Origin of the sequence: Pseudomonas sp. LAMO17WK12:I10 (assembly GCF_900215185.1) — a bacterium.
GTDB classification, from domain to species: domain Bacteria; phylum Pseudomonadota; class Gammaproteobacteria; order Pseudomonadales; family Pseudomonadaceae; genus Aquipseudomonas; species Aquipseudomonas chlororaphis.
Genome location: NZ_OBDX01000037.1, coordinates 1 through 23,617, shown reverse-complemented (window position 1 = coordinate 23,617; position 23,617 = coordinate 1). Strand labels below are relative to the sequence as shown.

20 protein-coding genes and 2 pseudogenes are annotated in these 23,617 nt (G+C 55.6%); 12 read left to right on the top strand and 10 right to left on the bottom strand.

What is annotated here, in order from left to right; genetic code table 11:
• Positions 1 to 18 precede the first annotated feature (18 nt).
• The 7 genes from CRO75_RS28615 to CRO75_RS28580 form a co-directional block, all read right to left on the bottom strand.
• A complete protein-coding gene (locus tag CRO75_RS28615) occupies positions 19 to 1,848 on the bottom strand; it encodes a DUF1302 domain-containing protein (protein ID WP_097139753.1) in 1,830 nt (609 codons plus the stop codon).
• A 68-nt stretch (positions 1,849 to 1,916) separates the two neighbouring features.
• A complete protein-coding gene (locus CRO75_RS28610) occupies positions 1,917 to 3,110 on the bottom strand; it encodes an acetyl-CoA acetyltransferase (protein WP_239990661.1) in 1,194 nt (397 codons plus the stop codon).
• Between the two features lie 136 nt (positions 3,111 to 3,246).
• A complete protein-coding gene (locus tag CRO75_RS28605; RefSeq protein WP_097139751.1) occupies positions 3,247 to 5,913 on the bottom strand; it encodes a LuxR C-terminal-related transcriptional regulator in 2,667 nt (888 codons plus the stop codon).
• Between the two features lie 90 nt (positions 5,914 to 6,003).
• The gene (locus tag CRO75_RS28600) at positions 6,004 to 6,816 is read right to left on the bottom strand and encodes a hypothetical protein (RefSeq protein WP_097139748.1); all 813 of its coding nucleotides are present in this window, start codon (positions 6,814 to 6,816) and stop codon (positions 6,004 to 6,006) included.
• Between the two features lie 56 nt (positions 6,817 to 6,872).
• On the bottom strand, positions 6,873 to 7,547 hold the full coding sequence (locus CRO75_RS28595; RefSeq protein WP_097139747.1) for a DUF3313 domain-containing protein: 675 nt from the start codon (positions 7,545 to 7,547) through the stop codon (positions 6,873 to 6,875).
• A gap of 46 nt (positions 7,548 to 7,593) precedes the next feature.
• Positions 7,594 to 8,871: an outer membrane protein transport protein gene (locus CRO75_RS28590; protein WP_097139745.1), complete on the bottom strand. Its 1,278-nt coding sequence runs from the start codon at positions 8,869 to 8,871 to the stop codon at positions 7,594 to 7,596.
• A gap of 855 nt (positions 8,872 to 9,726) precedes the next feature.
• Positions 9,727 to 10,335 carry a DUF1254 domain-containing protein gene (locus CRO75_RS28580; protein ID WP_097139744.1) on the bottom strand — a complete coding sequence of 203 codons (609 nt, stop codon included), beginning with the start codon at positions 10,333 to 10,335 and terminating at the stop codon, positions 9,727 to 9,729.
• A 704-nt stretch (positions 10,336 to 11,039) separates the two neighbouring features.
• On the opposite strand from CRO75_RS28580, the gene CRO75_RS28570 reads away from it, so the two are divergent.
• The 10 genes and pseudogenes from CRO75_RS28570 to CRO75_RS33400 form a co-directional block, all read left to right on the top strand.
• Complete coding sequence (locus CRO75_RS28570) at positions 11,040 to 11,309, top strand: hypothetical protein (RefSeq protein WP_097139742.1); 270 nt, start codon at positions 11,040 to 11,042, stop codon at positions 11,307 to 11,309.
• Positions 11,310 to 11,470: 161 nt separating this feature from the next.
• A complete protein-coding gene (locus CRO75_RS28565; RefSeq protein ID WP_097139801.1) occupies positions 11,471 to 12,046 on the top strand; it encodes a DUF3158 family protein in 576 nt (191 codons plus the stop codon).
• Positions 12,047 to 12,062: 16 nt separating this feature from the next.
• The gene (locus tag CRO75_RS28560; protein WP_097139740.1) at positions 12,063 to 12,575 is read left to right on the top strand and encodes a single-stranded DNA-binding protein; all 513 of its coding nucleotides are present in this window, start codon (positions 12,063 to 12,065) and stop codon (positions 12,573 to 12,575) included.
• Between the two features lie 57 nt (positions 12,576 to 12,632).
• Positions 12,633 to 13,166 carry a hypothetical protein gene (locus CRO75_RS28555; protein ID WP_097139738.1) on the top strand — a complete coding sequence of 178 codons (534 nt, stop codon included), beginning with the start codon at positions 12,633 to 12,635 and terminating at the stop codon, positions 13,164 to 13,166.
• A gap of 149 nt (positions 13,167 to 13,315) precedes the next feature.
• Positions 13,316 to 13,483: a CrpP family ICE-associated protein gene (locus CRO75_RS28550; RefSeq protein WP_143504154.1), complete on the top strand. Its 168-nt coding sequence runs from the start codon at positions 13,316 to 13,318 to the stop codon at positions 13,481 to 13,483.
• Positions 13,484 to 13,582: 99 nt separating this feature from the next.
• Positions 13,583 to 14,005, top strand: coding sequence for a toprim domain-containing protein (locus CRO75_RS28545; RefSeq protein WP_097139735.1), 423 nt, complete (start codon positions 13,583 to 13,585; stop codon positions 14,003 to 14,005).
• Positions 13,941 to 15,398, top strand: a complete 1,458-nt coding sequence (locus CRO75_RS28540; RefSeq protein WP_097139733.1) for a DUF6094 domain-containing protein — start codon at positions 13,941 to 13,943, stop codon at positions 15,396 to 15,398. The genes CRO75_RS28545 and CRO75_RS28540 overlap by 65 nt, the downstream gene beginning before the upstream one ends.
• A 99-nt stretch (positions 15,399 to 15,497) precedes the next feature.
• Positions 15,498 to 17,751, top strand: a pseudogene (locus CRO75_RS28535) (DEAD/DEAH box helicase).
• 352 nt (positions 17,752 to 18,103) lie between these two features.
• Positions 18,104 to 19,207 carry a hypothetical protein gene (locus CRO75_RS28530; RefSeq protein ID WP_143504127.1) on the top strand — a complete coding sequence of 368 codons (1,104 nt, stop codon included), beginning with the start codon at positions 18,104 to 18,106 and terminating at the stop codon, positions 19,205 to 19,207.
• A 345-nt stretch (positions 19,208 to 19,552) separates the two neighbouring features.
• Positions 19,553 to 19,675: pseudogene (locus CRO75_RS33400) on the top strand (SOS response-associated peptidase); the annotation flags it as partial.
• A gap of 46 nt (positions 19,676 to 19,721) precedes the next feature.
• Here the strand turns inward: CRO75_RS33400 and CRO75_RS28520 are convergent.
• Positions 19,722 to 20,321, bottom strand: coding sequence for an HNH endonuclease signature motif containing protein (locus tag CRO75_RS28520; protein ID WP_097139730.1), 600 nt, complete (start codon positions 20,319 to 20,321; stop codon positions 19,722 to 19,724).
• Positions 20,322 to 20,447: 126 nt separating this feature from the next.
• Here CRO75_RS28520 and CRO75_RS32700 point away from each other — a divergent pair, with 126 nt between their 5' ends.
• Positions 20,448 to 20,732 (top strand): hypothetical protein, encoded by a 285-nt coding sequence (locus CRO75_RS32700; protein ID WP_143504120.1) that lies wholly within the window; start codon positions 20,448 to 20,450, stop codon positions 20,730 to 20,732.
• A 74-nt stretch (positions 20,733 to 20,806) separates the two neighbouring features.
• Here CRO75_RS32700 and CRO75_RS28510 read toward each other — a convergent pair whose 3' ends face one another.
• A complete protein-coding gene (locus tag CRO75_RS28510; protein WP_097139725.1) occupies positions 20,807 to 21,085 on the bottom strand; it encodes a hypothetical protein in 279 nt (92 codons plus the stop codon).
• A gap of 196 nt (positions 21,086 to 21,281) precedes the next feature.
• Here CRO75_RS28510 and CRO75_RS28505 point away from each other — a divergent pair, with 196 nt between their 5' ends.
• Entirely contained in the window at positions 21,282 to 22,466 is a 1,185-nt protein-coding gene (locus CRO75_RS28505) for an ISL3 family transposase (RefSeq protein ID WP_239990660.1), read from the top strand.
• 362 nt (positions 22,467 to 22,828) lie between these two features.
• On the opposite strand, the gene CRO75_RS28500 is transcribed toward CRO75_RS28505, so the two are convergent.
• A complete protein-coding gene (locus CRO75_RS28500) occupies positions 22,829 to 23,395 on the bottom strand; it encodes a hypothetical protein (protein ID WP_097139723.1) in 567 nt (188 codons plus the stop codon).
• Positions 23,396 to 23,617 lie beyond the last annotated feature (222 nt).

Here is a 23,617-nt window from a genome sequence, read left to right as displayed (position 1 = left end):
ATCAAGCAAAGACTTCGATCAAATGGTCGTTTTGAATGTAAAAGTGACCATGCCCCGATCCTTGAGCTGAGGCTGTGTACCGCCGAAAGCAGTGGTCTGCCCCAGTACGCAGTTGTATTGACCATTGGCCCCAGGTACGGCGCCCGCGCCTTGCGCACCCGCGCCACCGGCTGAATCGCAGGTGTCGAACGGACCAAAGTTGTCTACATACTTCAGGTCAAACCGGTACTGGTTGTGCACATCCATGCCAACGCCCACCGAGTAGCTGCCTGAATCTTTATTACCCCCCAATTGCACCGCCGAGTTACCCGACAGCCCGACGTTGTAGGCGGCCGGCAAGTACATATCGATGCCGGGGAACACCTGGTACCAGGTCGGGTTGAAGTTGATGCCCAGGACGTAGTTGTCTTTGCTGACCTTGTCGACGCCGCGATACCAGTCTTCGCCCTTGAACAGTTGTTTATTGTCGGTGACGTCCAACCAGCGGCTGTAGGCGAGTTCAACCAGCAAGGTCGAGCTGTCCCAGACCGGTGTGGCGCCGAAGGTGGTCAAGCCGTTGATGACCGCGTGCACGGTGTTGCCTCGGGCCACGCCGTTGTCACCGTCGAACCTGCTGATGAACCCCGGCAAACCGGCAGCACCCGCCGCCGGATTGACGGTGGCCGGCACGCTGGCCAGCGGCATGTTATGGCGGTAGTTCAGGTCGAGGCCGACGCTGACGCCTTCAATGCTTTTCGACAGGCTGATACCGTAGATGTCGATGTCATCGACATAGAACTGGTTGTAGCTGCCGGCATTGCCGGAAATCAGTTGCGCCGGGCCGACAGCTGTTGGTTGCAAGACCAGGTTCGGCAGGATGTCGGAGGTTTTCCGGTAGTAGACACCGAGGGTGCCTTGCAGCCAATCCGGGCTCCACTTGGTCATCAGGCCAAAGTCACCGTGGTTGTCGGGCGTGTAGGTGTGGCCGTTGGACAGGCGCAGGAACTGGTTGGCGCCCAACGGGCCGGGCGTGCCGAAACGAGGGTTTTGTGCAGCCACCAGCGACAGGTTGTGTCCGCCACTTTGAATGCCGTCGTTAAACCCCAGGTAGGTGCCCGACTCCGGTAAGCGCGCGGCGTCCCAATCCAGGAAGTACTGCGCAGCGAGAGTCAGTTCCGAGTTGAGTGTGAAGCTGGTGGACAATTGATTGCGCGGAATGAACAGTTCTTTCGCTTCTGTTCCCGGCACCGCCAGCGCTTTGGACAGATCCAGACCGGACTGGCCGTAACTGTTGCCATGGGCAAAGGCGAGGATGCTTTCGCCCCAGTAGACCGTGTGCTTGCCCGCCTTGCCGCTGAGCAGCGATTCATCGCCGACTTCAGTGCTGCCGAACACGAAAGCATCGAGAATTTCCGAAGAAGGACCGTTGTAGTACCGATCGGCGAACCCGCTCTGGTGACGGGAATCAAGCCTGCCATTGTTGAGCTGGTTGGTCGAAGCGTTATCGCTGCCAATATCGTCATAGGCGTGGTCGTACCAGGAATTGGCACTGACACGGAAACCGGCTTTCTGTTTGTAAACCACGTCCAGTTCGGACAACACATCCAGTCGCTGGGAAACCGGGCTGCCGGAGGAGAAGTTGCGATTCCCATCATTGTTGTTCCACGCATTGGCCAACTTGCTGTTGGGCGACTCTACGCGCTGGGCGTAGTTGAACTTCAACGTGTTGTCGAAGCGAACCGCAAAGTCTTCATTCCCCGTGTTGATCTCGATGGCGTGTACAGGCGCGATGCCCAGACCGGTGAGAATAGCGGAGGTCAACACCCCCTTACGGAAGTTTGCATGGCAGATCTTATTATTTTTGTTCATCAAACGTGCCACCTGCTCTATGGTTTACGAAAAGTCATGGGTTAAATCACGGCGCGCTGAGCCTCCTCTCACGTGCGTTGCAAAATGGTGACTGACACGGCACGCCCCAGAGCTGTGCTGTGCTGGAGTGCCGTACGGGTGCCTGAAATCTGCCTGCCATCGGCCATATCGCGCAGTTGCCAGACCAGCTCGACCAGTTGCGCCAATCCGGTAGCCCCCGGGGCGTGACCACGTCCCAGCAACCCACCTGACGGGTTCACCGCCTTCATCTGCCCTTTCAGACGGTGACCGAACTGCACAAACCGATCGATTTCGTCTTCCCGGCAAAAGCCCAACGCAGCGCTATTGACCATGAAATCGCCGACGCTTTGGTCATGCAGTTCAACCACGTCGATGTCTTCTGCGCCGAGCCCCGCCTGCTCATAGGCCTGCTGCGCCACACGTCGAGTGGTCGCCCGTCCCAGCACATCCAGCACGCAGCCCGATTCCTGTTCCGACGCACTGTCGCTACCCCTGGCGCTTGCCAGTACGGTGACGTCTGCCTTGGCGCCGAAGCGCAACGCAAAAGCCGGGGTGCAGATCAACACCGCTGCCGCACCGCAAGCGGGTGGGCACAAATAAGGGGGAAGCCAGCCGTCGCGACCCGGCACGCGGTTCAACACGGCGTAGGGGTTGAGGCCGGCCTGGGTCCGTGCCCCCTCAAGCACCTGATCGAAGCTGCTTTCAGCAATGCCCATTCGGGTTAACAACCAGCTGGTTTGGGCCGCGAACAGCAGCGCCGGTTGCTGTCGACGCTCGATAAACGCGATAGGGCTGTCACCCTGCCCGGCCGTTGCCGACTCAAAGCGAGAAAGTTCTTTCAAGCCGAAAAACTCTCGATTGGAAATGCGCGCCGGCATGCACTCGACGCCCACCACCAGCACACATTCAGCCTGACCGCACAGCACGCTATTGTGAGCCAACTGAAAAGCGCTGCTCGCCGAGGCACAGCCATCGCTGAGGCTGAAGACCGGCACACCGGAGTAGCCAATCTGCGACAATATCTGCTCGGCGATACCGGCTTCACCGTGAACGCAGGAGGTGAATACCTGGTCGACCAGGTCATAGTCGATCCGTGCATCGGCCAACGCCGCACGAATGGCCTGCCCTGCCAACGCCGCATGGCTGTCACAGCCACCCAGCGGCAGAAACGATGCCATTGCTGCGCCGGCGACCAGCACTTTTCCAGACATAAACCCTGCTCCCCACCAGCCGATGCGCATTAGCGCTCTTGTTGGGGCCAGACTATGGTGAAGCCGAACAGCACAACCCCCCATTGACAGGGGGGGTGGCTGGAAATCGGATTGGGGGGAAATTGAAAGGTGGTCCGAACGGATCACCCTGGATCGCGAGTGGGCCTCAGCCCGCTGTTTCGAGGATCCCCAGCATGTACGCACGCGCGACGACATGCTGTCGCGTCCCGGCCTGGAATTTTCCAAACAGGTTTTTCAGGTGCCACTTCACCGTTTCCTCGCCGACATTCAAGGCCAGCGCGATTTGCTTGTTGGAGAGATTGCGTGCCAGCAAGTGCAATACCTCCCGCTCCTTGGGTGTCAGCAGACGACTGGGAGACACGCTCGATGCCACGGACTCCGGCCGCGTAACTGGCGCGTGTGACGGTGTCGCCGCGAATGGCTGCTGCGTTTCACGTTGGAGCGTCTGTACCCATTTGATCAGGTCCGGATGGGTGTCTAGCACCACGCGCTGCATACCGTTCTCTTGCGCGAGGCTGACGGCCTCCAGCAAACAGCCCGTACCCTCTTCACCCGTCTCCTTGAGTGCCAAGGCCTTGAGCAATTTGATCTGTACACTATCGCGGCCCCGGCGCAGGTGCTCGGCTACAGCGTTGGCCTTATCCAGCTCTACTAGCATGGCCTTCCAATCACGCTTGGCCAGTAAGACATAAGTGTTGGCCACGCTAACCATCAAGGCCAGTTCCGGACCAAGCAGACCCGTTAGTTCGCGGGCAATGACCGGAGTGACAGCCTCCAGACGCTGCCATAACGCCTGGCAGGTATCGCGATGCCCCTGCAAGGCATGCAGACGAATCTGCTCGCCAAGCGATGCGATGCAAAACCGTGGAATGCTGCGCTCTTCTCCCAGCGCGAATAACGCCTCAAGAAGGTCCTGGCCGCGATGTCCATGACCCTGCATCGAAGCCAGCCGAGAAGCGGTGATATACCCCAGCACAAGGACCTCAGGCGAAGCGAGACGCTCAACCATATCCATCCGGTTCGCCAACACCGTGCTGGCTTCCTGAATGTCCCCTCGTTCCAGCAACACCGTCGCCAGCGTGCTGGCCATCATCACGGCAATAGGACTGCGGCGGCCAATATCTCGCTCAGCGAGCAACAGACTGGCGCGCAAGGCCGCTTCCGATGACAACATCCGTCCCTCCCACAGATACGTCAGGCCAACCAACCACTCCCCAAATCCGCGAATGGCATCCAGCCCTGGGCTCCACGTGTAATGCGGTGCACGCTGAAAGATGCGCCGGGCTTTTTCCGGCAGGCCCTGAGACAAGGTCAGTCGAGCAATCTGGTTCGCAACAATGGCCTGTACTTTGATCGGGAACGAAGGCAAACGCTCAACCCATGGCGTAATGAGTGCCAGTGACTCGTCCGGATGATCGGCAAAAAAAACGGCGGCGGCTTCAATGGCCGCGGCCTCGCAACGGGTGGCCTCATCGGCAGACGGATGTTGCTTGATGATAGTAACTAATCGCGCGGCTTCAGCCTGACGCTCGCCCATTGCCAGTGCCCAGGCGGCGGCCAGGCAGATGCGCGGGTGTGACAACACGGTCTCTGGCTCAAGTTCTTCGACCCATTCCAGCACTCGACTGAACTGTCCGCGCAACATCACGTCGTACAGGCATTCTTCGATCATTGCGTAAGCAGGCTTCGGTAGCCCGGCCAACAGGTATTGGCGAGCAGCCTGCTCCAGGAACTCGTGCTGTTGCAGCCAAATCGCTGCACGTTCGTGAAAACCCTGCCGCTGCTCTGGGGGCAATTTTGCAAAACGACCCAGGAGGAATTCCCGGGCCAATGGATGAATGCGCACCCAATCGCTGTCGACACTCTCGACGAAAATCGGTGTCGAAACGCACAGTTCCTGGAGTAATTCCCCCGAGCGCGGATTACCCGTCAGCGCGATGCATAAAGAAGGCTGAACCATCTCCAACAACGCAATGCCCGTCAGAAACACGACTTGCTCTTCAGGCAGATGTGCCACCAGGCTGTTGACGAAATAACCCTGGATATCGCCGGTACATTTCGAAAGTTCCTCGACGGCGGCCCCCAGACTGGAACTCTTTTCCATCGACGAAATAGCCAGCTGCAAGCCAAGTGGCCAGCCTTCGGTGACCTCATTCAGGCGCACACAGAGGTCGGCATCGATCTTTTTGCCAAAACGACTCGTGAGAATCTCGACTGCTTCTTCAACGCCAAACCGCAGGGCGGTCGCCGTAATTGTCGCGTACCGCCCTCTCGCCGCGAGGTCGGCAACCTGCAGATTCAGACGTGCGCGAGAGGCCATGATGACGCGTAAGTTGGCGGGGGCGTTATGTAACAGGTAAGTCAGCGAATGGTGCACGGTTGACTCGGGCAAGGCATCAGCCTCATCGAGAATCAACACAGTCTCGCTGCCCAGATCCGCCACTTCCGCCAGCCACTGTGTCAACCCTTCGAACTCGTCACGCCCCGGCCCCGGGATACGCTCGAAGGCGCGAGCAAAGGATGGCCGACCGCTGCCAATCGCCATGGCCGTTCCCAACCCTTGAATAAATCGGGCATCATCATCACGCATATCGAGCGTCAGCCACGCCACCACTGCGCCGTGGGACAAACACTCCCGGCGCCACTGGGTCAACAGGAACGTTTTGCCAAAACCTGCCGGCGCATGAACGGCAATCACCACTTTGTCGATAAGCTCCGGGGTATCGATAGCCAGCCGGCTGCGCATCCGGGCCGACTTCTGGCCACGCGGGGGCGTGGTCTTGAGGATCAGTTGGGGCTCTACGCGATCCATTTTTTCAGGCCTTTATGCAAAACAATGAGCGGCTCGGCCGGAGGCCGCAGTCGATCATGAATGGGAACTGCGTACTCTTAGCGGTGCATTTCATTTAGGAAAGAGTAGCGTGTATGCCACTCGAAAGCCCCAGCCATGTGCTCCATCTTCAGGACTGTCTGCCCAATAGCGCGGCCCCACTTGAAGACTCATGGGTTGCTTGCCGACCTTGAACAGCTGCGTCACGGGCAGATTGATCGGCACGTTCCACTCCTTGGTCTCCCAGTCATAAGTGGATTCCGTGTTAATGCCAAAGCTTGTGTAAGTCGCTGTGGTGTACACCAGGAAGGGTTGCAGATACGTTTGATTTACTTTCTCCTTGTCGTCGGGTGGGCTGTTATCCAGCGACCAGATATGGTTGGCCAGAATACCCGTGGTCCAGCCGTGAGCCTGCTTCAGCGCAACCGCTGTCGGCCCAAGTCCCCACTGCTTACTGCTGAGCAACTCGTCGCTGCCAGTGGGCAACAGCAGTGCCGGACCTACACCCCAGATCCAGCCATCCTCGGTGGGCTTTTTCGGTGAGAAGAAGAAGCTTTGAGATACGTCCCCTACCCCGCTTTTATCGGCGACACCTCCCGGAGCCAATCCGTGTTGATCAATGATCGGCAGAATCGTGCGAGAGATCAGGTTCCAGTCTTCGTTGAGTGAGAAAGGTAGAACCGGCTGGATGTCGGTAACGCTCTGGATGCCTTCGCCGGTGGGTCCCATTTTCTGGCTCCAGTTGTACTGAATCGGCAAGCTGTACAGCGCCGCGACCGGGTTCAGTGCCTGTTTGGCCAACTCAGCCTGGCTGTCCGCGTAGCTGGAAACAGACACACTGAAAGCGATCAACGAGAGAACAGACCGTTCAATGCGCTTGTTCATATCGAACTCCTGGGAAACGGCGCGCAGTACACGGCTCGGTTGCATACCGCGAGTGGCTACCGGAGCACAGCCTGCAAGTCGCTGGTCATCGCCCTTATAGCCGCCTTGAATTCATTCGCGGTGATTTTCTGGCTGGAGTTCTGCAGGTTTTCGCCAAACACTTTGCGCACCACTTTTGCGACCGGCGCTCCGGTACTGACATCGACCAGATCGGCCTCGATATAAAGCTCGGTGTTCTGATCACGGTGACCGCTGGCCGCCTGGGTGGCGCCTATCACCGCCGCGACCGGTACCACTTCGTACCATTTCATCCCTTCGTTAGAGGCCGTCACGCCAGTGATTGCCGCATGCAGGACAAGTGCTTTTTCGCCTTTGCGCACGTCCCGGGTGCTCGGCACAACCCGGTAATTTTGTGACAGCGCCTGCTTGGCGCTTTCAGTGGTGTAGGCCTGCAAATCCTGCAAGGTTTTCAAGTCCACCCGCTCATTCGGTTTCGGAACCGGATACAGTTCCAGACGCTCGAACACTACCGTTGAATAGGCCGAAGGCTGAAAGCCGGGCGCCACCCATCGCATCACTGTCGCCCCACTCGGCGAGGTGGTTTCCTGCAAACCGTCATAGTCCTTCAAGAAACCGGAGTACTGATCTTTTTCGGTCACCTTCGAAACGCAGCCGGCCAGTAGCAAACTGCTTAGTGCCGCACCAACTATCCACTTGTGGGAGAGGTTCATGTAGCAGTACTCCTTGGGTGTGAGGTATTGCGGGGTAGTCCTTCGTTCAATAACGCCAGGTCATGTTGGCTGACAGGGCTTGAATCCAGGCGTTATCGAACTCGCCTGATGTGCGATTGCCCGACAGGGATTTGGTCTGGTCGACGGACATGTCACCCATCCAGACCGTGACCCAACTGAAGTTGAGGTCGGTCTCTTTGTTCAGCGAATAAGTAAGGCCAGCGGCGAAGCGCCAGGCGGCGCTCATGGGCACGGTCAACGTGCGATTGCCGTCGGAGACTGCCGAGGTGTCGTAGGCGATACCGAAGTCCCATAACAAATCCGGGGTCATCTGGTATTGCGCGCCCAGAGCCAACTGATAAGTGTCTTTGAAATGCGCATCAATGGTGGTCGACCGGGCACCGCCGGCGTTGGTCTCCACGTCGATTTCGATGTCGCCGAATTTCGACCAGTCCTGCCAGTTGACAGAAGCCAGCAACGCCCATCGCGAGTCCAGTTGCTGGTACAGGCTGAGAGTGGCGGTTTGCGGTACCTTCAGATCAAGTTCGAGGTTGGTGCCGTCCAGTCGACTCACCAGCGGCGCATTACTTTTCACGTCCAGGTCGTCTTCAAAATCCAGGTCGACCTGACTGGTGTAAGCCAGGCCGATTCGGGTGCCTGGTTGCGGTGCATAGATCACGCCGATGTTGGCGCCGTAGCCCCAATCGCTGTCCCTGTACTTGTATTGGCCATCGGCACGGTCCGTGAGACCCAGCGGTCTCTGATCGATCGCTGCCTCGGATTTCAGCATGCCGTACATGGCCTTGACACCGACACCTACTGACCATTGCTCGTTGAAGCGATACGCCACGCTCGGCACCAGTGACAAACCGGCGATGCTCGCGTTCTGCACGAAATAACGTCCGGACCAATCGTTGTCATAGTTTTCCGCCAGGCCGAAATCGCCATAGGAACCGAAGCCGACGGACCACTGGTCATCCAGTTGATGGCTAATGAAAAAACTGGCGCCCGGTATGGGATCAAGCACATTGCCACTGCCAGTACCTGGGGTATTGGTATCACCGTCCCGTTCGAACGACAGGTTGCCGAACAAAATCTGCGCGCCGGCGGTGATTTGAGTGCCACTTAGATAACTCAAGCCTGCGGGATTACTGGCAATGGTCGAAGGGCCTTGTGCTCTCGCCGCCGCACCGGCATTGGCCAACCCGGCGTTGTCAGTTGCGATTTCATACAACATAAGCCCGCCGGCAAAACCTCGTTCACTAACAAAAAGTGTCAGCAATCCGAATAACGCAGCAGGCAGTGCACTTGAATTCGACGGCATGACGTCCCTCTCTAATGATGCTTAATCACTATCGATCAGATAACAGCGCAACCGGGCTCTTATGGCGAAGTGAAGTATTGCTGATGATTCAGCATTGTCCATTTACACCCTGTCATAACCGCAACCTAGCCGCCGATCAAAGTTTTTACCGGACGGGCGGTCGCATTAGAAAGTGTTGAATTGCTTCGCACCCCCCCACTCATGGGGGGTAGTGCAGCGCCGTTGAGCTGGAGCAATGGCAAATGTGCACCTATGCTTGGTTTGCTGGAAAAAACTGATCAAGCAGGCTGTGCTGCTCCGACAATGGTGCGCAACATTTGTAAACGATCATCCGAGCGATTCGATGTCAGTACCACTCTGTGATGACGAGAGCGCAGATGGATGATTCACCGCGCTCTGAGAAATGTCCCTGCGCCAATAGTTCCTGAGTTTGGGTAGTCCATTTACTTGGCATCCTTCAAGGAGAACTCCATGACGCAAACTTTCAGACCACTCGCCGCATTGTCAGCCGTTGTTGCGCTGGCCTTGCCTGTAATAAGCGCGACGCAGGCGGCAACCGAGATTCCCCCCGAGATCACCACGCCGGATCGCATCGAGACCCGTGTCGGTACGTTGGAGTTCAAGGACGGCGCGCCGACCGTAAAAAACACCCGGGACGTCTACGACACGCTGGCGTTCACTCGCGGCATTGACGCGTTCATGAACAGTTTCTCGGGGGCCTCGGCCTATGCGATTCGCGAGGGTTTCCACAGCATCGGGGCTAACGACAACTCGGTGATTATTTTCTCCGAGTTGATGGACTCCAACTCGCTCTTTCTTACCGCCAACGCCGACACTATCTATACGCTCTCGATCCTAGACCTGACGAAAGGGCCAATCGATGTCTTGCGGCGAGAACAACTGAGTGCGGTAGCCAACCATCGAAAACTGAGTTGTCGAGCGATACAGCTTCTTAATGCCCTTGGGCGTCTCGCCTTGCCAGTCAGGGCCGACCACCAGATAGTCGCCCGGCTCACCAGCCGTCGCAATACTGCCGATCAGTCCGTAATTATAGGTGTTACCGTCACACAGCATCAGTGAGTAGTAGCGCCCCTTTTCTACCGGCGGCACGCTCAATACCATAGGTTCGGTGCACAGGCCCAGCCAGGCGAAAGAATAGGGTGTGTCGCTGTTCGCCGTGACCACAGCCTTGTCTTCCGGTGTGAAAACGCGGGCGATGTTGTGCAACTGATTGAATGGCGCTTTGTATTGCGGCGAACTGTTGTCTACGGCATAGGAATACATCACGCCATAATTCATCACGATGGGTAGGCCGTAGATATAAGCTTCTTCGGCGATGCTCTGAATGCGTAAGGCTTCGACAGAATTATGCCCCTGGGGAGGCGTTTGCGCCGCGGCCAGGTTGGCCAGTAGCAAGGTGGTGGCAGCAAGCGCACCGCGCAGTATGGTAGGGCAATGATTCATTGTGTCTCCTCAGGAGATATGGGAAGTTGCGCTATTTCCGGCACCGCATTTCGAGGCATCTTTCTGCCCCGCATGAGCCATACCTAGCCAGATTGACCGTTTCGCGCACCGTGCCCCCCCGTTGGCGAGGGGGGCGAAGAATTCTGGGGGGAGACTAGGGTCGCGGTAGGAATGGCAGTCACCTGCCACCCCCCGCGCAGATCCGTACGTGCGGAACTACCGCATACGGCTCCTGCCTTGGGTTTTGACGCCGAAGCGGGTTATGGGATAAGGATGCATCGGTAACTCACGCGGATAGGGGATGAATAGTCTTGCCAGAGCAGTCATGCGCTCCCAATTCAGACGGTGTCGCTGACTCCGCCGTTTAAGAGCATGCCTCCATGCGCTGATAATTTCACGGCGAAAAGTATCCAGCCGCCGTCGATTACCCGGCACATGGTAATAATTGCAATACCCTCTAAACAGCCGACTCAACCACTGCCCGATCACTTGGACTGGCTCGTGCCTGCGCTTATGCAACTGCGCCCGTATTTCCTTGAGCGTTGCCCTTATACGCTTGCTGATAGTGACCCGTCCTACCTCGAACATGCCGTTCTTGGATCGGCTACAGAAATGCGTGAACCCGAGAAAATCGAAAGTCTCCGGTTTCCTCAGCCCATGATTCCTGCGGTCTTCGGCCGCATACCAACCGAAGCGCAGAAGGCGTGTTTTCTCTGGGTGTAACGTCAGGTTGGAACAGTATCACCGACTACCGTGCCAACCATCTCAGCTCGTTACGCTGGGACTTGGTCAGTCAGCTGACCTCAGATATCGCCTATGACGATGGCTCCGAAGTTGAAGATCGACTCAAGGCCCTGCAGGCGAAGATTTCGGAGGTGCAGACGAATGCTCAGCTCACCGCCAATGAACAAGAAACCATACGGTTGTGGACTGAAGCCTTGGCCCCTGAGTCGAAGTCGGAGGGCCAGGTATGAGTCCTCAAATCGTAAGCCAAGAGCAACTCAGTCTTCTTTGGCACACGCTCGGCTTATCGCCCGACAACCGATATCGGCGCACGGTGAGTCGCAACCACTTTCTCACCAGCCCCAATTCCGACGATAGCCAGCACCTCAACGGGCTGGTCGCGGCAGGCCTCATGTCGCGCGGAAAGCCTCCTGCCTTTTGCCCACAGGATGAAGTCGTGTACCGCGCGACCCGGAACGGCGAACGCTTCGCCTTTCGATCACTGCAACAGGATGCCTTCCAGGGGCTGCAACACGGTGCCTCACTAAAAGGCCTTTTAAAGCCTTTTAAAGGTAAGGGGGAGCTGGACCAGTTAGCGGATCAATGCAGAGCCATTGAGGCGGGCCTGAAAGCGCTTGCCCAGGAAGTACTGGATCAGACCAAGCGGCATCCCTTCCCGCTACTACCCGTTCGTATGACAGAACAAAACACCCAGGCCGGCACGATGTTCTTGCGCTGGCAGAAGGTAATGGGTCGGCGCATGGGCGTCGGTGTCTGGGCCGATATGGTCCGCTCCCCCAAAACACCTGAAACCCTGCTGCAGGACCTGCTCGCTCTGGAACAGCAACGCATCACCCTCAACATGCAGATGAGCCTGATTCACTCGATCGCCAAGCAGGCCTCCGAGTGTGCAGAGAAGATGGGCCAGGCAGAGGCCACTTACTTCGCGCGCCTGCAGCAGCACACCAACCAATCGCAGCACCAATAACCTTGGAGAGTAAATCATGGGTACACCCATTTCTGGCTGGGAAGGCAACATCGGCTCCGCCCCGGAGTTCAAGGAATTCCCAAACGGCAACAAGGAGCCGCGGCGACTGCTGCGGATTAACGTTTACTTCGACAACTCGATTCCGAAAGAAGGTGGGGGTTACGAAGATCGTGGGGGGTTCTGGGCAAACGTGGAGTGGTGGCACAAAGATGCTTCGCACTATGCAAATCTGTTCCAGAAAGGCATGCGCGTCCAGGTCACCGGCCGCGCCGTGATGGACAGCTGGAAAACCGACGAAGGCGAGTTCGAAGCGCTCAAAGTGCAGGCAACCAGGGTGGCCATCCTGCCGCACCGCATCAGCATGGTGAACTTGGCTCCCTCACAGGGCCAATCGTCTCAGCAGAACAGCCGGCCGCAGTCGCCATCGCCATCGCCATCGCCATCGCAAGACAACACGCAACGAAACCAACCAGATTCACAAGGCAATCATGATTCCGATTTCTACCCGGATTCTGACCCTCACTTCTAACTGGATTGGGGGGCTTTAATTTTCCGGCCCCAATCGTGAGGTTTCTGGGGAAGGGAGATGATCCAGCGTCATCCCCTCCCCTTTTTTCTACTTGCGGGGGTGTTAAAAATGTTACTGGGCGATGATGAGGTGAGGAACTCTGAAGGCTGGTTTCTGGTAGCGGTGGATCATCCTGAGCTGGGACGCCTGTACTGGCGATACTCTGATGAGAGCAGCGTCAATGCACCGGACTACTATGGGATCACCGATAATGCCAGACTTGCATCTTGGGTCTTGCCTGAATGGAAGACGTCCGACGTATATGCTGAGGATTACAGCGATCTGAGTTCCTCGACCGCTCGCTACTTCATGCGTGAGCTTTTTAACTCCGAGCGATTCGGCAGCGACTATCTTGAATCCTTCGACTGGGACACCGAACGGCTTCACGTCGAGCTGTCTGGCGAGCTTGCTGTGCTTCAACGTAGGAGCGGTCAATGTGAAGAAGATTTTGTTACGTGGGTTAAGTCAGCAACCTGGTTCGACACGCCGGTATCAGCAGAATCGACAATTCAACGACTGAAAAATCGCGCCATTCATCGTATTTTTGGTTGATTACATCAACCTGATCGATAAACCATCGACTCAGATATCAAGTATCTGCTTTTCTGCAGAAAAATCGCCAAAACGTGAATCTACAGTGGGACTGACTTGCTCTTCGGGAGACTCAGCCAGTGGAAAATGTTACTGGAACCATAAAGCCGTTGGATAGGCGTCATCAGAACAACCCTCATCCGACCGTAGAAGCTGCTGGTGCGGCAGCCGACCAGAAAGGGCTACGGGTGTGTAGCTGCCCGTACCGTCATCCTGCGATGAAAGCGTCATGGCTGAAAGGGTTTGCCCAGGAACAGCAGCTGTCGCTCGATCTCTAGCACCTCGAATACCCCCTCCTTCGGACAGACCATTTCCTATTGAAGCCCCTCCCCCGCGACCGCGACAGTCCGGTCCTGGCTAATAGATAGGGGTTCCGCATGAAACTGATGATCATCGAGTCACCGGGCAAATTGAAGAAGCTGCGGCCGATGATGAAGAAACTGCGTCCGCATGAGGACTGGCAGGTACTTGCAAGCGGCGGGCATATCCGCGACCTTCCCGAGAGTGGTATGAACGACAGCGAGATTACCACTGGCGTTCGCAAGGACTACAAACTCATCTACAAGGTCCTCGGTAGAAGACTGGGGAACTTGCGTGCAATAAAGGACGCTGTGGAGAAGGCAGATGAAGTCTACCTGGCTACTGACCCTGATCGAGAACTCCACTGCTCAGGCCACTCCTTGAGCCCCTTCAGCAAACCTTGCGTCAACACAGCACACATACCCAGGAGGCTTCATGGCTCTTATGTTCCCGCGCCTGGCGCGCAACTTTGCCCGCAACGGTTACTACCCCACAGATGAAATCACCCTGGAGCGTTCGCTACAGGCTCTCATCCCCTCTATGACAGGCAGAATGCGGATCTTCGATCCCTGTGCCGGCGAAGGCGTTGCCATTGCGGAAGCAGCACATGCACTTGGTCGAGACCAGGTCGACGCATTCGCAGTCGAATATGACCAACAGCGTGCAGGGCACGCACGCACCCTGCTCGATCGGGTACTACACAGCGACCTCATGGATACCATGATCAGCCGCCAATCCTTCAGCCTTCTATGGCTCAACCCACCGTATGGCGATCTTGTCGCAGATCATTCCGGCGCCTCGCAGTATCAAGGCAACGGTCGACGGCGCCTGGAAAAGCTGTTCTACCAACGATCCTTACCCCTACTGCAGTACGGCGGGGTTCTGGTTCTGATCGTTCCACACTACGTCCTGGACGATGAGCTGAGCGGGTGGTTATGCAACCACTTCACCGATCTGCGCATCTACGCGGCGGCTGACCTGACCTTCAAGCAGGTCGTCATTTTCGGGATTCGCATTCGCCGGCAGGACCTGGCCAGGCCTCGTGAGGTTGCCCAGGTGCGTGATCGCCTGCAGGCGATCGGGACCGGACAAGAAGTCGCAGAGGAACTTCCAGCCACATGGCCATGGGAACCTTACGCGGTGGTACCGACTACGAACGAGCTTGAGCACTTCTACAGAATCACTATTGAACCGGAGCAGTTCGGCGCTGAGATTCAACGTCTAAAGGGCCTATGGTCAGATTTCACCCTGCACTTTGGCCAGGCTGGTATTCAGCCTCGACCTCCAGTGAAGGAGCTGTCTCGCTGGCACCTAGCGCTCGCGCTGGCTGCTGGAGCGATAGCAGGAGTCGTGACTTCTCGATCGGGACGGGTGCTGGTACTAAAGGGCGACACCTACAAAGATAAGGTCCGCAAGACCGAGTTCACTGAAGACGAGGACGGCAACGTTTCTGAAGTGAGGATCCTGACCGATCGCTTCGTGCCCATTATTCGGGCCTGGGAAATGACCAGCAGCTCACCAAACTTTGGTCGCGTTCTGACCATAAGCTCATCCACCTCAGAGGAAGAGGCACCACCTGCACCACCAACGGTGGAAACAGGGCCCCATCTGACTGTGCCCATGTTTCCCCCGGGGCGTCTTGTTTGCACCAACGCTGTCCATCACCTGGTGGAGAACGGTTCACTAAACCTTACCCCATACGTTCGGCGCCACATGGCCGGTGACTGGGGGGAATTGTGCGACGAGGACAAACAGACCAACCAACAGGCTCTAAAGTGCGGCGATCGTTTGTTCTCCGCTTACGACATTTCAGCCGGCGACGAAACCAGGCTCTGGATCATCACCGAAGCCGATCGCAGCGTAACCACCGTCCTGCTGCCTGAGGACTACTGACCTACTGCCACCCCGGCACCATCTACCAACCCGCAGGGTATGCATCATACCCGACCGGGTGTCGTGCATGCCCTGTTTCATCCGTCCAGGAGAAACACCGTGAACGACCTCTCGCAAGCTGTTATTCCAGCATCTGCTTTCCCACTGACCATTGGCCTAACCGACTTCATTGAGGAGTTTGGTGACGAGCTGCTGGACTCTCTCAACCAATCCACCCCCCCCGGTCTACGCTGGCAACAACGATCCTGCTCGCCAGCGAGTGATGGATAATCTCAATCGCAAGCCATTCCCGGCCCAGGCTGACGTTGTTCAGGCGATTGCCGCACTGCTGCTCGATCGCAATGAACAGGCCGGCATCATCAATGCGGAAATGGGTACCGGCAAAACCATGATGGCGATCGCCGTCGCTGCAGTGATGCACGCTGCAGGATACCGCCGAACCATGGTCATATCTCCACCTCACCTGGTCTACAAATGGCGGCGCGAGATCCTCGAAACGGTCCCCGACGCCCGAGTCTGGGTACTCAACGGACCGGACTCACTGGCCAAGCTGCTCAAGCTGCGCGACCAGATCGGTTTGCCCTATGACGGACGCCAGGAGTTTTTCATCCTCGGCCGCGTGCGAATGCGGATGGGTTTCCACTGGCGCCTCTCATGCTGGCAACGACGTGCTGGTGGTGGTCGTCTACTTGCTGGCTGCCCGGACTGCGGTCGTGTGCTGCAGGACCTCGAAGGCAACCTGATCACCATCGAGGAATTTCAGCGGGAGGAACGCCGCCGGCGCTGCCCTCACTGTGATGCAGCTTTATGGACCCTAATGCGACCTGGAAGGACGGAAGGTGGCAGCCGCCGCACGACCATCCTTAAGTCGATGTGTCGCATCCCGGCCATTGGCCCTGTGCGCGCCGAAAGGCTGTTGAACGACTTCGGAGAGGATTTCCTCGCCTCGATGCTGGTGGACAACGTGTCCGAGTTCATCAATCTGATGGACGCCAAGGGCAACTTTATCTTCAACGACCGCCAGGCTAAACGCATGGAACGCGGGATGGCCAACCTCGAGTTCGGCTTTGGCGAAGGCGGTTATCAACCCACCGAGTTTATCAAACGCTACCTACCAGACGGATGCTTCGATCTGCTGGTGGTGGATGAGGGGCATGAATACAAAAACAGCGGTTCGGCCCAGGGCCAGGCCATGGGGGTGCTCGCAGCGAAAGCACGGAAGACGGTGCTGCTGACCGGCACCCTGATGGGTGGTTACGCTGACGATCTGTTCTACCTTCTGTTCCGCATCCTGACTCGGAGGATGATCGAGGACGGCTACCAACCCAACGCACGAGGAAGCATGGCCCCCGCGGCCATGTCTTTCATGCGTGATCATGGGGTGCTGAAAGACATATACACCGAACGTGACGGTGACTCTCACAAGACGGCCAAAGGCAAGAAGCTCTCGGTGCGGACGGTGAAAGCCCCGGGCTTCGGCCCCAAGGGCATACACCGCTTCGTGCTGCCGTTCACCGTATTCCTCAAGCTCAAGGATATAGGCGGCAACGTCTTGCCCGATTACCAGGAGGAGTTCATCGACATACCAATGGCCCCTGACCAGGCTTCAGCCTACCAGAGGCTTGCAGGAACTTTGACTGCTGAGTTGCGTCAGGCCCTCGCCCGCCGCGACACCACGCTTTTGGGCGTTGTGCTCAACGTACTACTGGCCTGGCCCGACTGCTGCTTCCGGCCTGAAGTGGTGAAACATCCTCGCTCCAGAGACACGCTGGCCTTTGTGCCGACGATCTTTGGGGATGAGGAACTGATGCCCAAGGAGCAGGCGCTGTTGGATCTCTGCCTTGCGGAGAAGGCCAATAACCGTAAGGTTCTGGCTTACTCCGTGTACACAGGAACTCGGGATACAACAAGCAGACTCAAGCGGGTGCTGGAACAATCTGGTTTGAGGGTTGCAGTTCTTCGAGCCTCGGTGGATACGGCCAGGCGCGAGGACTGGATCCTCGACCAGGTCGATCGTGGGATCGACGTGCTGATCACCAACCCGGAGCTGGTAAAGACCGGGCTGGATCTGCTCGACTTCCCGACCATTGTGTTCCTGCAGACGGGTTACAACGTGTACACCCTGCAACAGGCCGCACGACGGTCGTGGCGGATCGGGCAGAAGCAGCCTGTGCGGGTCATTTTCTTTGGCTATGCCGGCAGTTCGCAGATTACCTGTCTGCAACTGATGGCCAAGAAGATTGCCGTGGCTCAAAGCACGTCAGGAGACGTGCCAGATTCAGGTCTCGACTCGTTGAACCAGGATGGTGATTCAGTAGAGATGGCACTTGCCAGGCAATTGATTGCTGCATGATTTTCAGGCCACCTTCGAGTGGCCTTTCTTTTTTGCAGTCATCATGTAGCTCACAACAGGCTTGCTGTCGCTAGTATGTGCTTAATCTTTTTAAGACATGGAGAAATTCTGATGACGGACGCTGAGCTACCTCCCCAACCCGAACTATTCATTACCAGCCCAAACAGTAAGGCCCAAGCACTATATCAAGTACGCTTTGAGCGAGCTCTGAAGAGAATCTCAGGCTATAACAAAAGCTATTTCATATCCTATTGCCTCAAACACATAGCCACATTAAGCAACGAGAACAACCAAAGCTTTAACTTTGAGTTCGTATGGATATTAGTAATAAAGCTAAGCGCAACTTCTAAAGGTGGAAAGCGTCGACCTGGAAAAAACGAAATCATTTCCATCATTAACTCCCTCTGGGGGGTTCAATGACTGCATAATTCCTTTCCTGGATAACGACAACAATCCTCTTGTTGCAATGCGAGCCATGGTTAGCCAACAACTCACATATCAGCATGATGCACTAAGGGCGCTATCTGACATCAGTCGTCAGCTAATTCTAGTGGCAGACAAAAGCGAGCTTAATGACTACTTCGAGTCTGAGTTCGGCATATCCATTGTAGCTTACTGCTGGATATGGATGCTGTTACTTACCCAGCACATAGAATACACCTCAGATTCTTTCGAAACAAATATTCTCAACCTATTAACTGGCAGCCAAAACTGCCTTACGCCCAGCGATATATATAATTTCTTTAAACACTTTTCGCTCTCTGCAGTGGAAATGCCTAGATTCTTTGAAGGATTCACCACATACGACGCTGACTTTTCAAGTCACTTCTACGATTCCCCACTAAAGCAAAAACCCTTTCTTTTCACTGGTAATGGTTTACGCACAATCTCAACTAATCTTGCTACCTCTTCTGCTAGTTTCTTGCTTCCTCACATTTTCAAAACAGCAAACTCAAGAGTTATCGCTTCAAAATTTAAAGCAGTTTTCACCACAGCGTTTGAAGATCACATTGGCACGATTTTATCCACAACTCATCTTACCCACCTTGACGAAGATCAGATCAAAGATCTGTATCGCTCATTTGGTACGTCAGGAAAAAGAAAAAATGTTGTAGACCACCTTCTTATTTTAGAAGACTCTAAAAAAATCCTCTTAATAGAAAGCAAAGGTGTCGAACAGACCGACTTCGTAAAAACAATTCTGGATGAAGAAACTCTGACTAAGCGGCTAGAAGGGAGCCACATAAAGGGAGTTTTTCAATCACAGCAATGCATCAAGATTCTGTCTGGCAGCGACAAATACTCTGACTTTGAGTTCTTCTCATTTATAATCACCAACGACGACTTTGGCTTCAATTCAGCACAACAGTTACTTGACATGCTCGGAGAGAAGGCGTTTACAAGTACTGAATTTCCAGTTGATATAGACTCCCCCTGGACAGGATTCGGTTCTTAAGAATTGATACTTTAGAAAACATCTGCAGTTCTTTGGAGGATACCGAGTACAAACTAAATGACTTTCTTGAAAAATCTAAAGAGGAGCAATTCAAATACAATCTAGATAAGCTTCAGCATGAGCTAACAGGCACTCGCCCCGGTCCTAGCATAAAGAAACTGCTAAAGCCTGACAGCCCATGCGTACTAAAACTTACTTCACTATCCGAACGTCACTCCGGAGTCAGATACACGTTAATGGATCGGATCCTAGAAGTGAATCGAATCATTACAAGTTTAAAATCCAACAAGTGCAGTCCAAACATTTCGGCCCCCTAGTACAGAGAGATCACAACTAAGAACAAACGATGAAAAGCGCATGGTCGTCATCCTTCCTCAGGGGATCTACAACGACTGGCTGGATGCGCCTGCAGAAGCGAGCATGGAGTTTATGCGACAGTACCCGGCCGACCGGCTAATGGTTGGCTAACAGCACACTCAGCAAGAGCCTGCTGAAGGTCTGCTGGATTGAGTTGTTACTTATAAACTGTTGAAGCGACAGAACGGACAATGATTACGGCAGCAACGGATTCCCTACTGACAATGGTGACCACCTCAGCAGCGGATGCAATCTCGCCAATGGCAACCACAACAAGCTGCTCATTCTGAATAGTGATCCTGAAACACGGTCCGTGATCGCCAACAGCAACCACCGGCTTGCCTACCTTCAGTGCTGCCTTGAGACTACGCTTACCTGAAATGACTAGCAGCCCCGCTTTTTCTAGTTGCTTAAAAATGTCAGGTTCGGAGAACGTGGCATGTTTTCGAATGTTCTCAGTCTTGGTAAGGATCTGGAGGTTGGCTTCAACGTGCAGCCCACAGACCTTTTTTCCCATGATCGGTACGATGTGGTCGACTTCATGCTTAATACCTGTCTCAACAGTAAGCCTGCGCGCTTCCTGGTAGATATCCCTGATGGCCTTTTTGTCCCGCCATAGGGGGGTTGCAAGGGCCATTGCACTCTTGCGCTTTTCCTGATTCAACCTGAGCACTTCCTGGCGGCGTTCTACTCGAAGTTGTGCATTTGGATCGCCTGCAGCAGCCTTGGCCACATCGTCAATTTCAAACTGGCGCATTTGCTATTCCTCATCGTCCTACTGAAGCCTAGCAACGATTGAAAATTCGCCGACCTACAAGGGCACCATCCAACCAGGGGCTACACTCAAAAGGCTGTGACTATGGTTACTTGTAGGTGCCTCGACATGAAGATTATTCCGCTTCTGATGCTGTCTGTTGCATTCCCTCTGGCAGCATCCGCTGCCGATCCAGGGCCTAGTCCCGCCTCGCACCCAACCCCCAATGCAGAGAAACTGGCTGCCGAGAAGGAAGCGAAAGCCGCGAATGACCGGTTACGAGAAGCAGAGGCCCACTCTGCGACAAAGGCCGCGATGGATGGGGCTGACTGGAATGGAGGCAAGCCACCACTCCCGACTCACACCCTGCCCGGCGGTCCAGGGGGAAAACCACAAGAAAAACAAAACGAGTAACAGTGCAGGTCGTAAGGAGGGGCGGAGGGTGTCAGTCGAGTCGATGGGCGCCGCGTTACAGTAACGGGCGCTCATTACAACCACCCGGCATCGCGTCCACGGTCTAAACGCAGACTCAGGTCCCGGGCCTGCTCAGGCGTTAGCGCGCCGGCCACCATCAGCCCCCACAGGAAGCCATGCAATTGGTTTTGCGTGCGAAGCATGCCGGCGTGATTCAAGGCTTCAAAGCGGAAGTCTTCGACCTGGGGCCGCAGCAGCGGTAATGCACCCTCTGGGTCGGCCAGGGCGATCAGGTCATCAAAATATTGATTGACGGCCACGCGGGCTGCCGGGTCGGTCAACGGCTCGTACACGGACGATTCCTTTTCGAGTGTGTGGCGGGCATTGCATAAACCACAGTGCCGGATCGGTATACCAGTGTAGGGGGTGTTGTTTTCCAGGGGGCAATAAAAAGGTTCTTCACGGAATCCCGGGAAACACAGAAACAAGAACGCCGATTTGATTGATGATGTTCGTGCGAGCAAACACATCTAACAAACCGGCGTTCTTATGCGTGATATTAATACTTTCCTTCCCTTTTGGGAGGGCTTTTCTGTCGTCACGATCAAGCCTGAGGGCGACGCCCTGCAGATCGACCTGATTCCCCACGCCACCCGATTCCCTTCCTGTGGCGGCTGCCAAAAACCCTGTTCAACCACGCATGAGTATTGCCAGCGCGTCATCCGCGATCTGCCCATTCTCGGCCGTGCGGTGCGCCTCTGCGTTTTGCTCAGGCGAGTTGGCTGTCGGGACTGTGGCAAACGCATGGAGGCCGTCAGTTGGCTGGATCGCTATGCCCGCATGACGCGCCGCTTGGCCGAGGCGGTCATTCAGGCCTGCGAGCGCCTTCCCACGCTACACGTGGCCCAACTGTTCGAGTTGCATTGGGACAGCGTTCGCTTGCTGGAACGTCGCGCCTTGCAAGCGGCATTGAACGATCTGCCGAAGGCCCAGCCGCGACGCTTGGTGATGGACGAGTTCGCGCTGTTCAAAGGTCATCGTTACGCCAGCGTTGTGATGGATGCGGATACCCGGCGAGTGCTGTGGATCGGTGAAGGCCGCAGCCGGGCGGCAGTCAGACCCTTTTTCGAAGAGCTGGGGCCAGAGGGTTGCGCTCGCATCGAAGCGGTGGCGATGGACATGAACACTGCCTTTGACCTGGAGGTTCGCCAGCACTGCCCAAAAGCGCGCGTGGTCTACGACCTCTTCCATGTGGTGGCCAAATATGGTCGAGAGGTGATTGATCGAGTTCGCGTCGATGAAGCGAATCGGCTACGTCACGACAAGCCTGCCCGCAAGGTCATCAAGCAGGCGCGATGGCTGTTGCTGCGCAATCGGCAGAACCTGAAAACGCCGGAACAACAAGTCCGCCTGGAGGATCTGCTGGCGGCCAACCAAGCGTTGATGACGGTCTATTTGATGAAGGCTGAACTCAAAATGCTTTGGACACCGAGCACCGCCTGGGGTTGGCGATCAGCCTGGCAGCAATGGCTGCGCCATGCGCATGAAAGCGACATACCGCCTCTGATCCAGTTTGCCAAACGACTGAAGGGTTACTGGAGGGGCATCGGACGGGGACGGTGGTGGACATCAGGCCACAAAAAAAGAAGTAGTTCCGCCGCGAATAGCCCCGCGCCAGCAGGATCTGATCTCACCCCCGCATCACGCACTGAACGCGCGCCTGTTTTTGGATAGGTGGGGTTTATGGATCAGTTACGATCGTTTCGCGTCACATACCCGAGGCAGGAGCCGTATGCGGTAGTTCCGCACGTACGGATCTGTGCGGGGGGTGGCAGGTAACTGCCATCCCTACCGCGACCGTTACTCCTGCGCATTTAGCGCTGTTCTGATGAAGATTTGCATTTCTATCAAAACGGGTAACCCCACCTCTCTGCAAGGCCCACTGTCAGATCAAGTCTGAACTTCTACACGTAATGCAACAAAACCACCGGCAGTCGTTCAGCCTATCCAAACCACCGACCTGGACAACCACGCCAATTTCAAGTCGAGCACAGAACGTTCTGAGTCGTCCCAAGTTTCGGAGGTTACCCAAAGCATCAGTCACCCAAGGGGAATTTCTGCCTCAGGTAAGTCTGATACCAACGTGGTTCGCTTAACACTGTTGCACCGCTCACTCCTTGCTCCAGTGCATCAAAGAGCGTTGCTGGTGGCAGCTTGAACATATTTGCAGCCTGCGCCGAAGAGGTAAAGTCTCTGTACACAATGAGCCTTTGCTTACCGGCGGACTCTTGATAGAGCTTTGCCCAGTCTGTTTCGGACAAGATCTTCGGGCCATTGAGCAATGGCATGCCCTTTTCAAACTGGCCTGCGGTCAGATCGAACACATATTGCTTGCCGTTCTTGGTGCCCAGGACCACGAAATGGTTGAAGCTATCCACGTCATTGGGGGTTTTCCATCCAAACATTCCCCTGAACTTGATGTCAGTGAATCCTTGTTCTCTCATGAATTCGGCCGCCGGTGCCATCGTTGCTTCGCACTTTCCCGCCGGATTTAATATGTTTGGGCCGATAGTTTCATGCCGTTGCAGTGCTGGCAGATAGTCAGGCATCTCTTCCGACAAGGCGGTAGTCGGATTGCCCTCGATGACCGAGCGCGAGGGCATTTTGAAGATCTCCGCGTGTTTTTTTAGGTTCTCTCGAGCCCGGTTCAGTTCATCCAGAGGACTTTGCCAATTATTTAATCGACCTGTAGGTTGTCGCGGTCGCCCCAGATCTATTGATTACTCAACTGCCTTATTAGAACCGCTCAGGCGAACCAGTTCTCTTGCATCGTCGGTGTTTTCCAGCGATTTAACTAAAAAGTCAATCTTACCTTGGTCACTTAG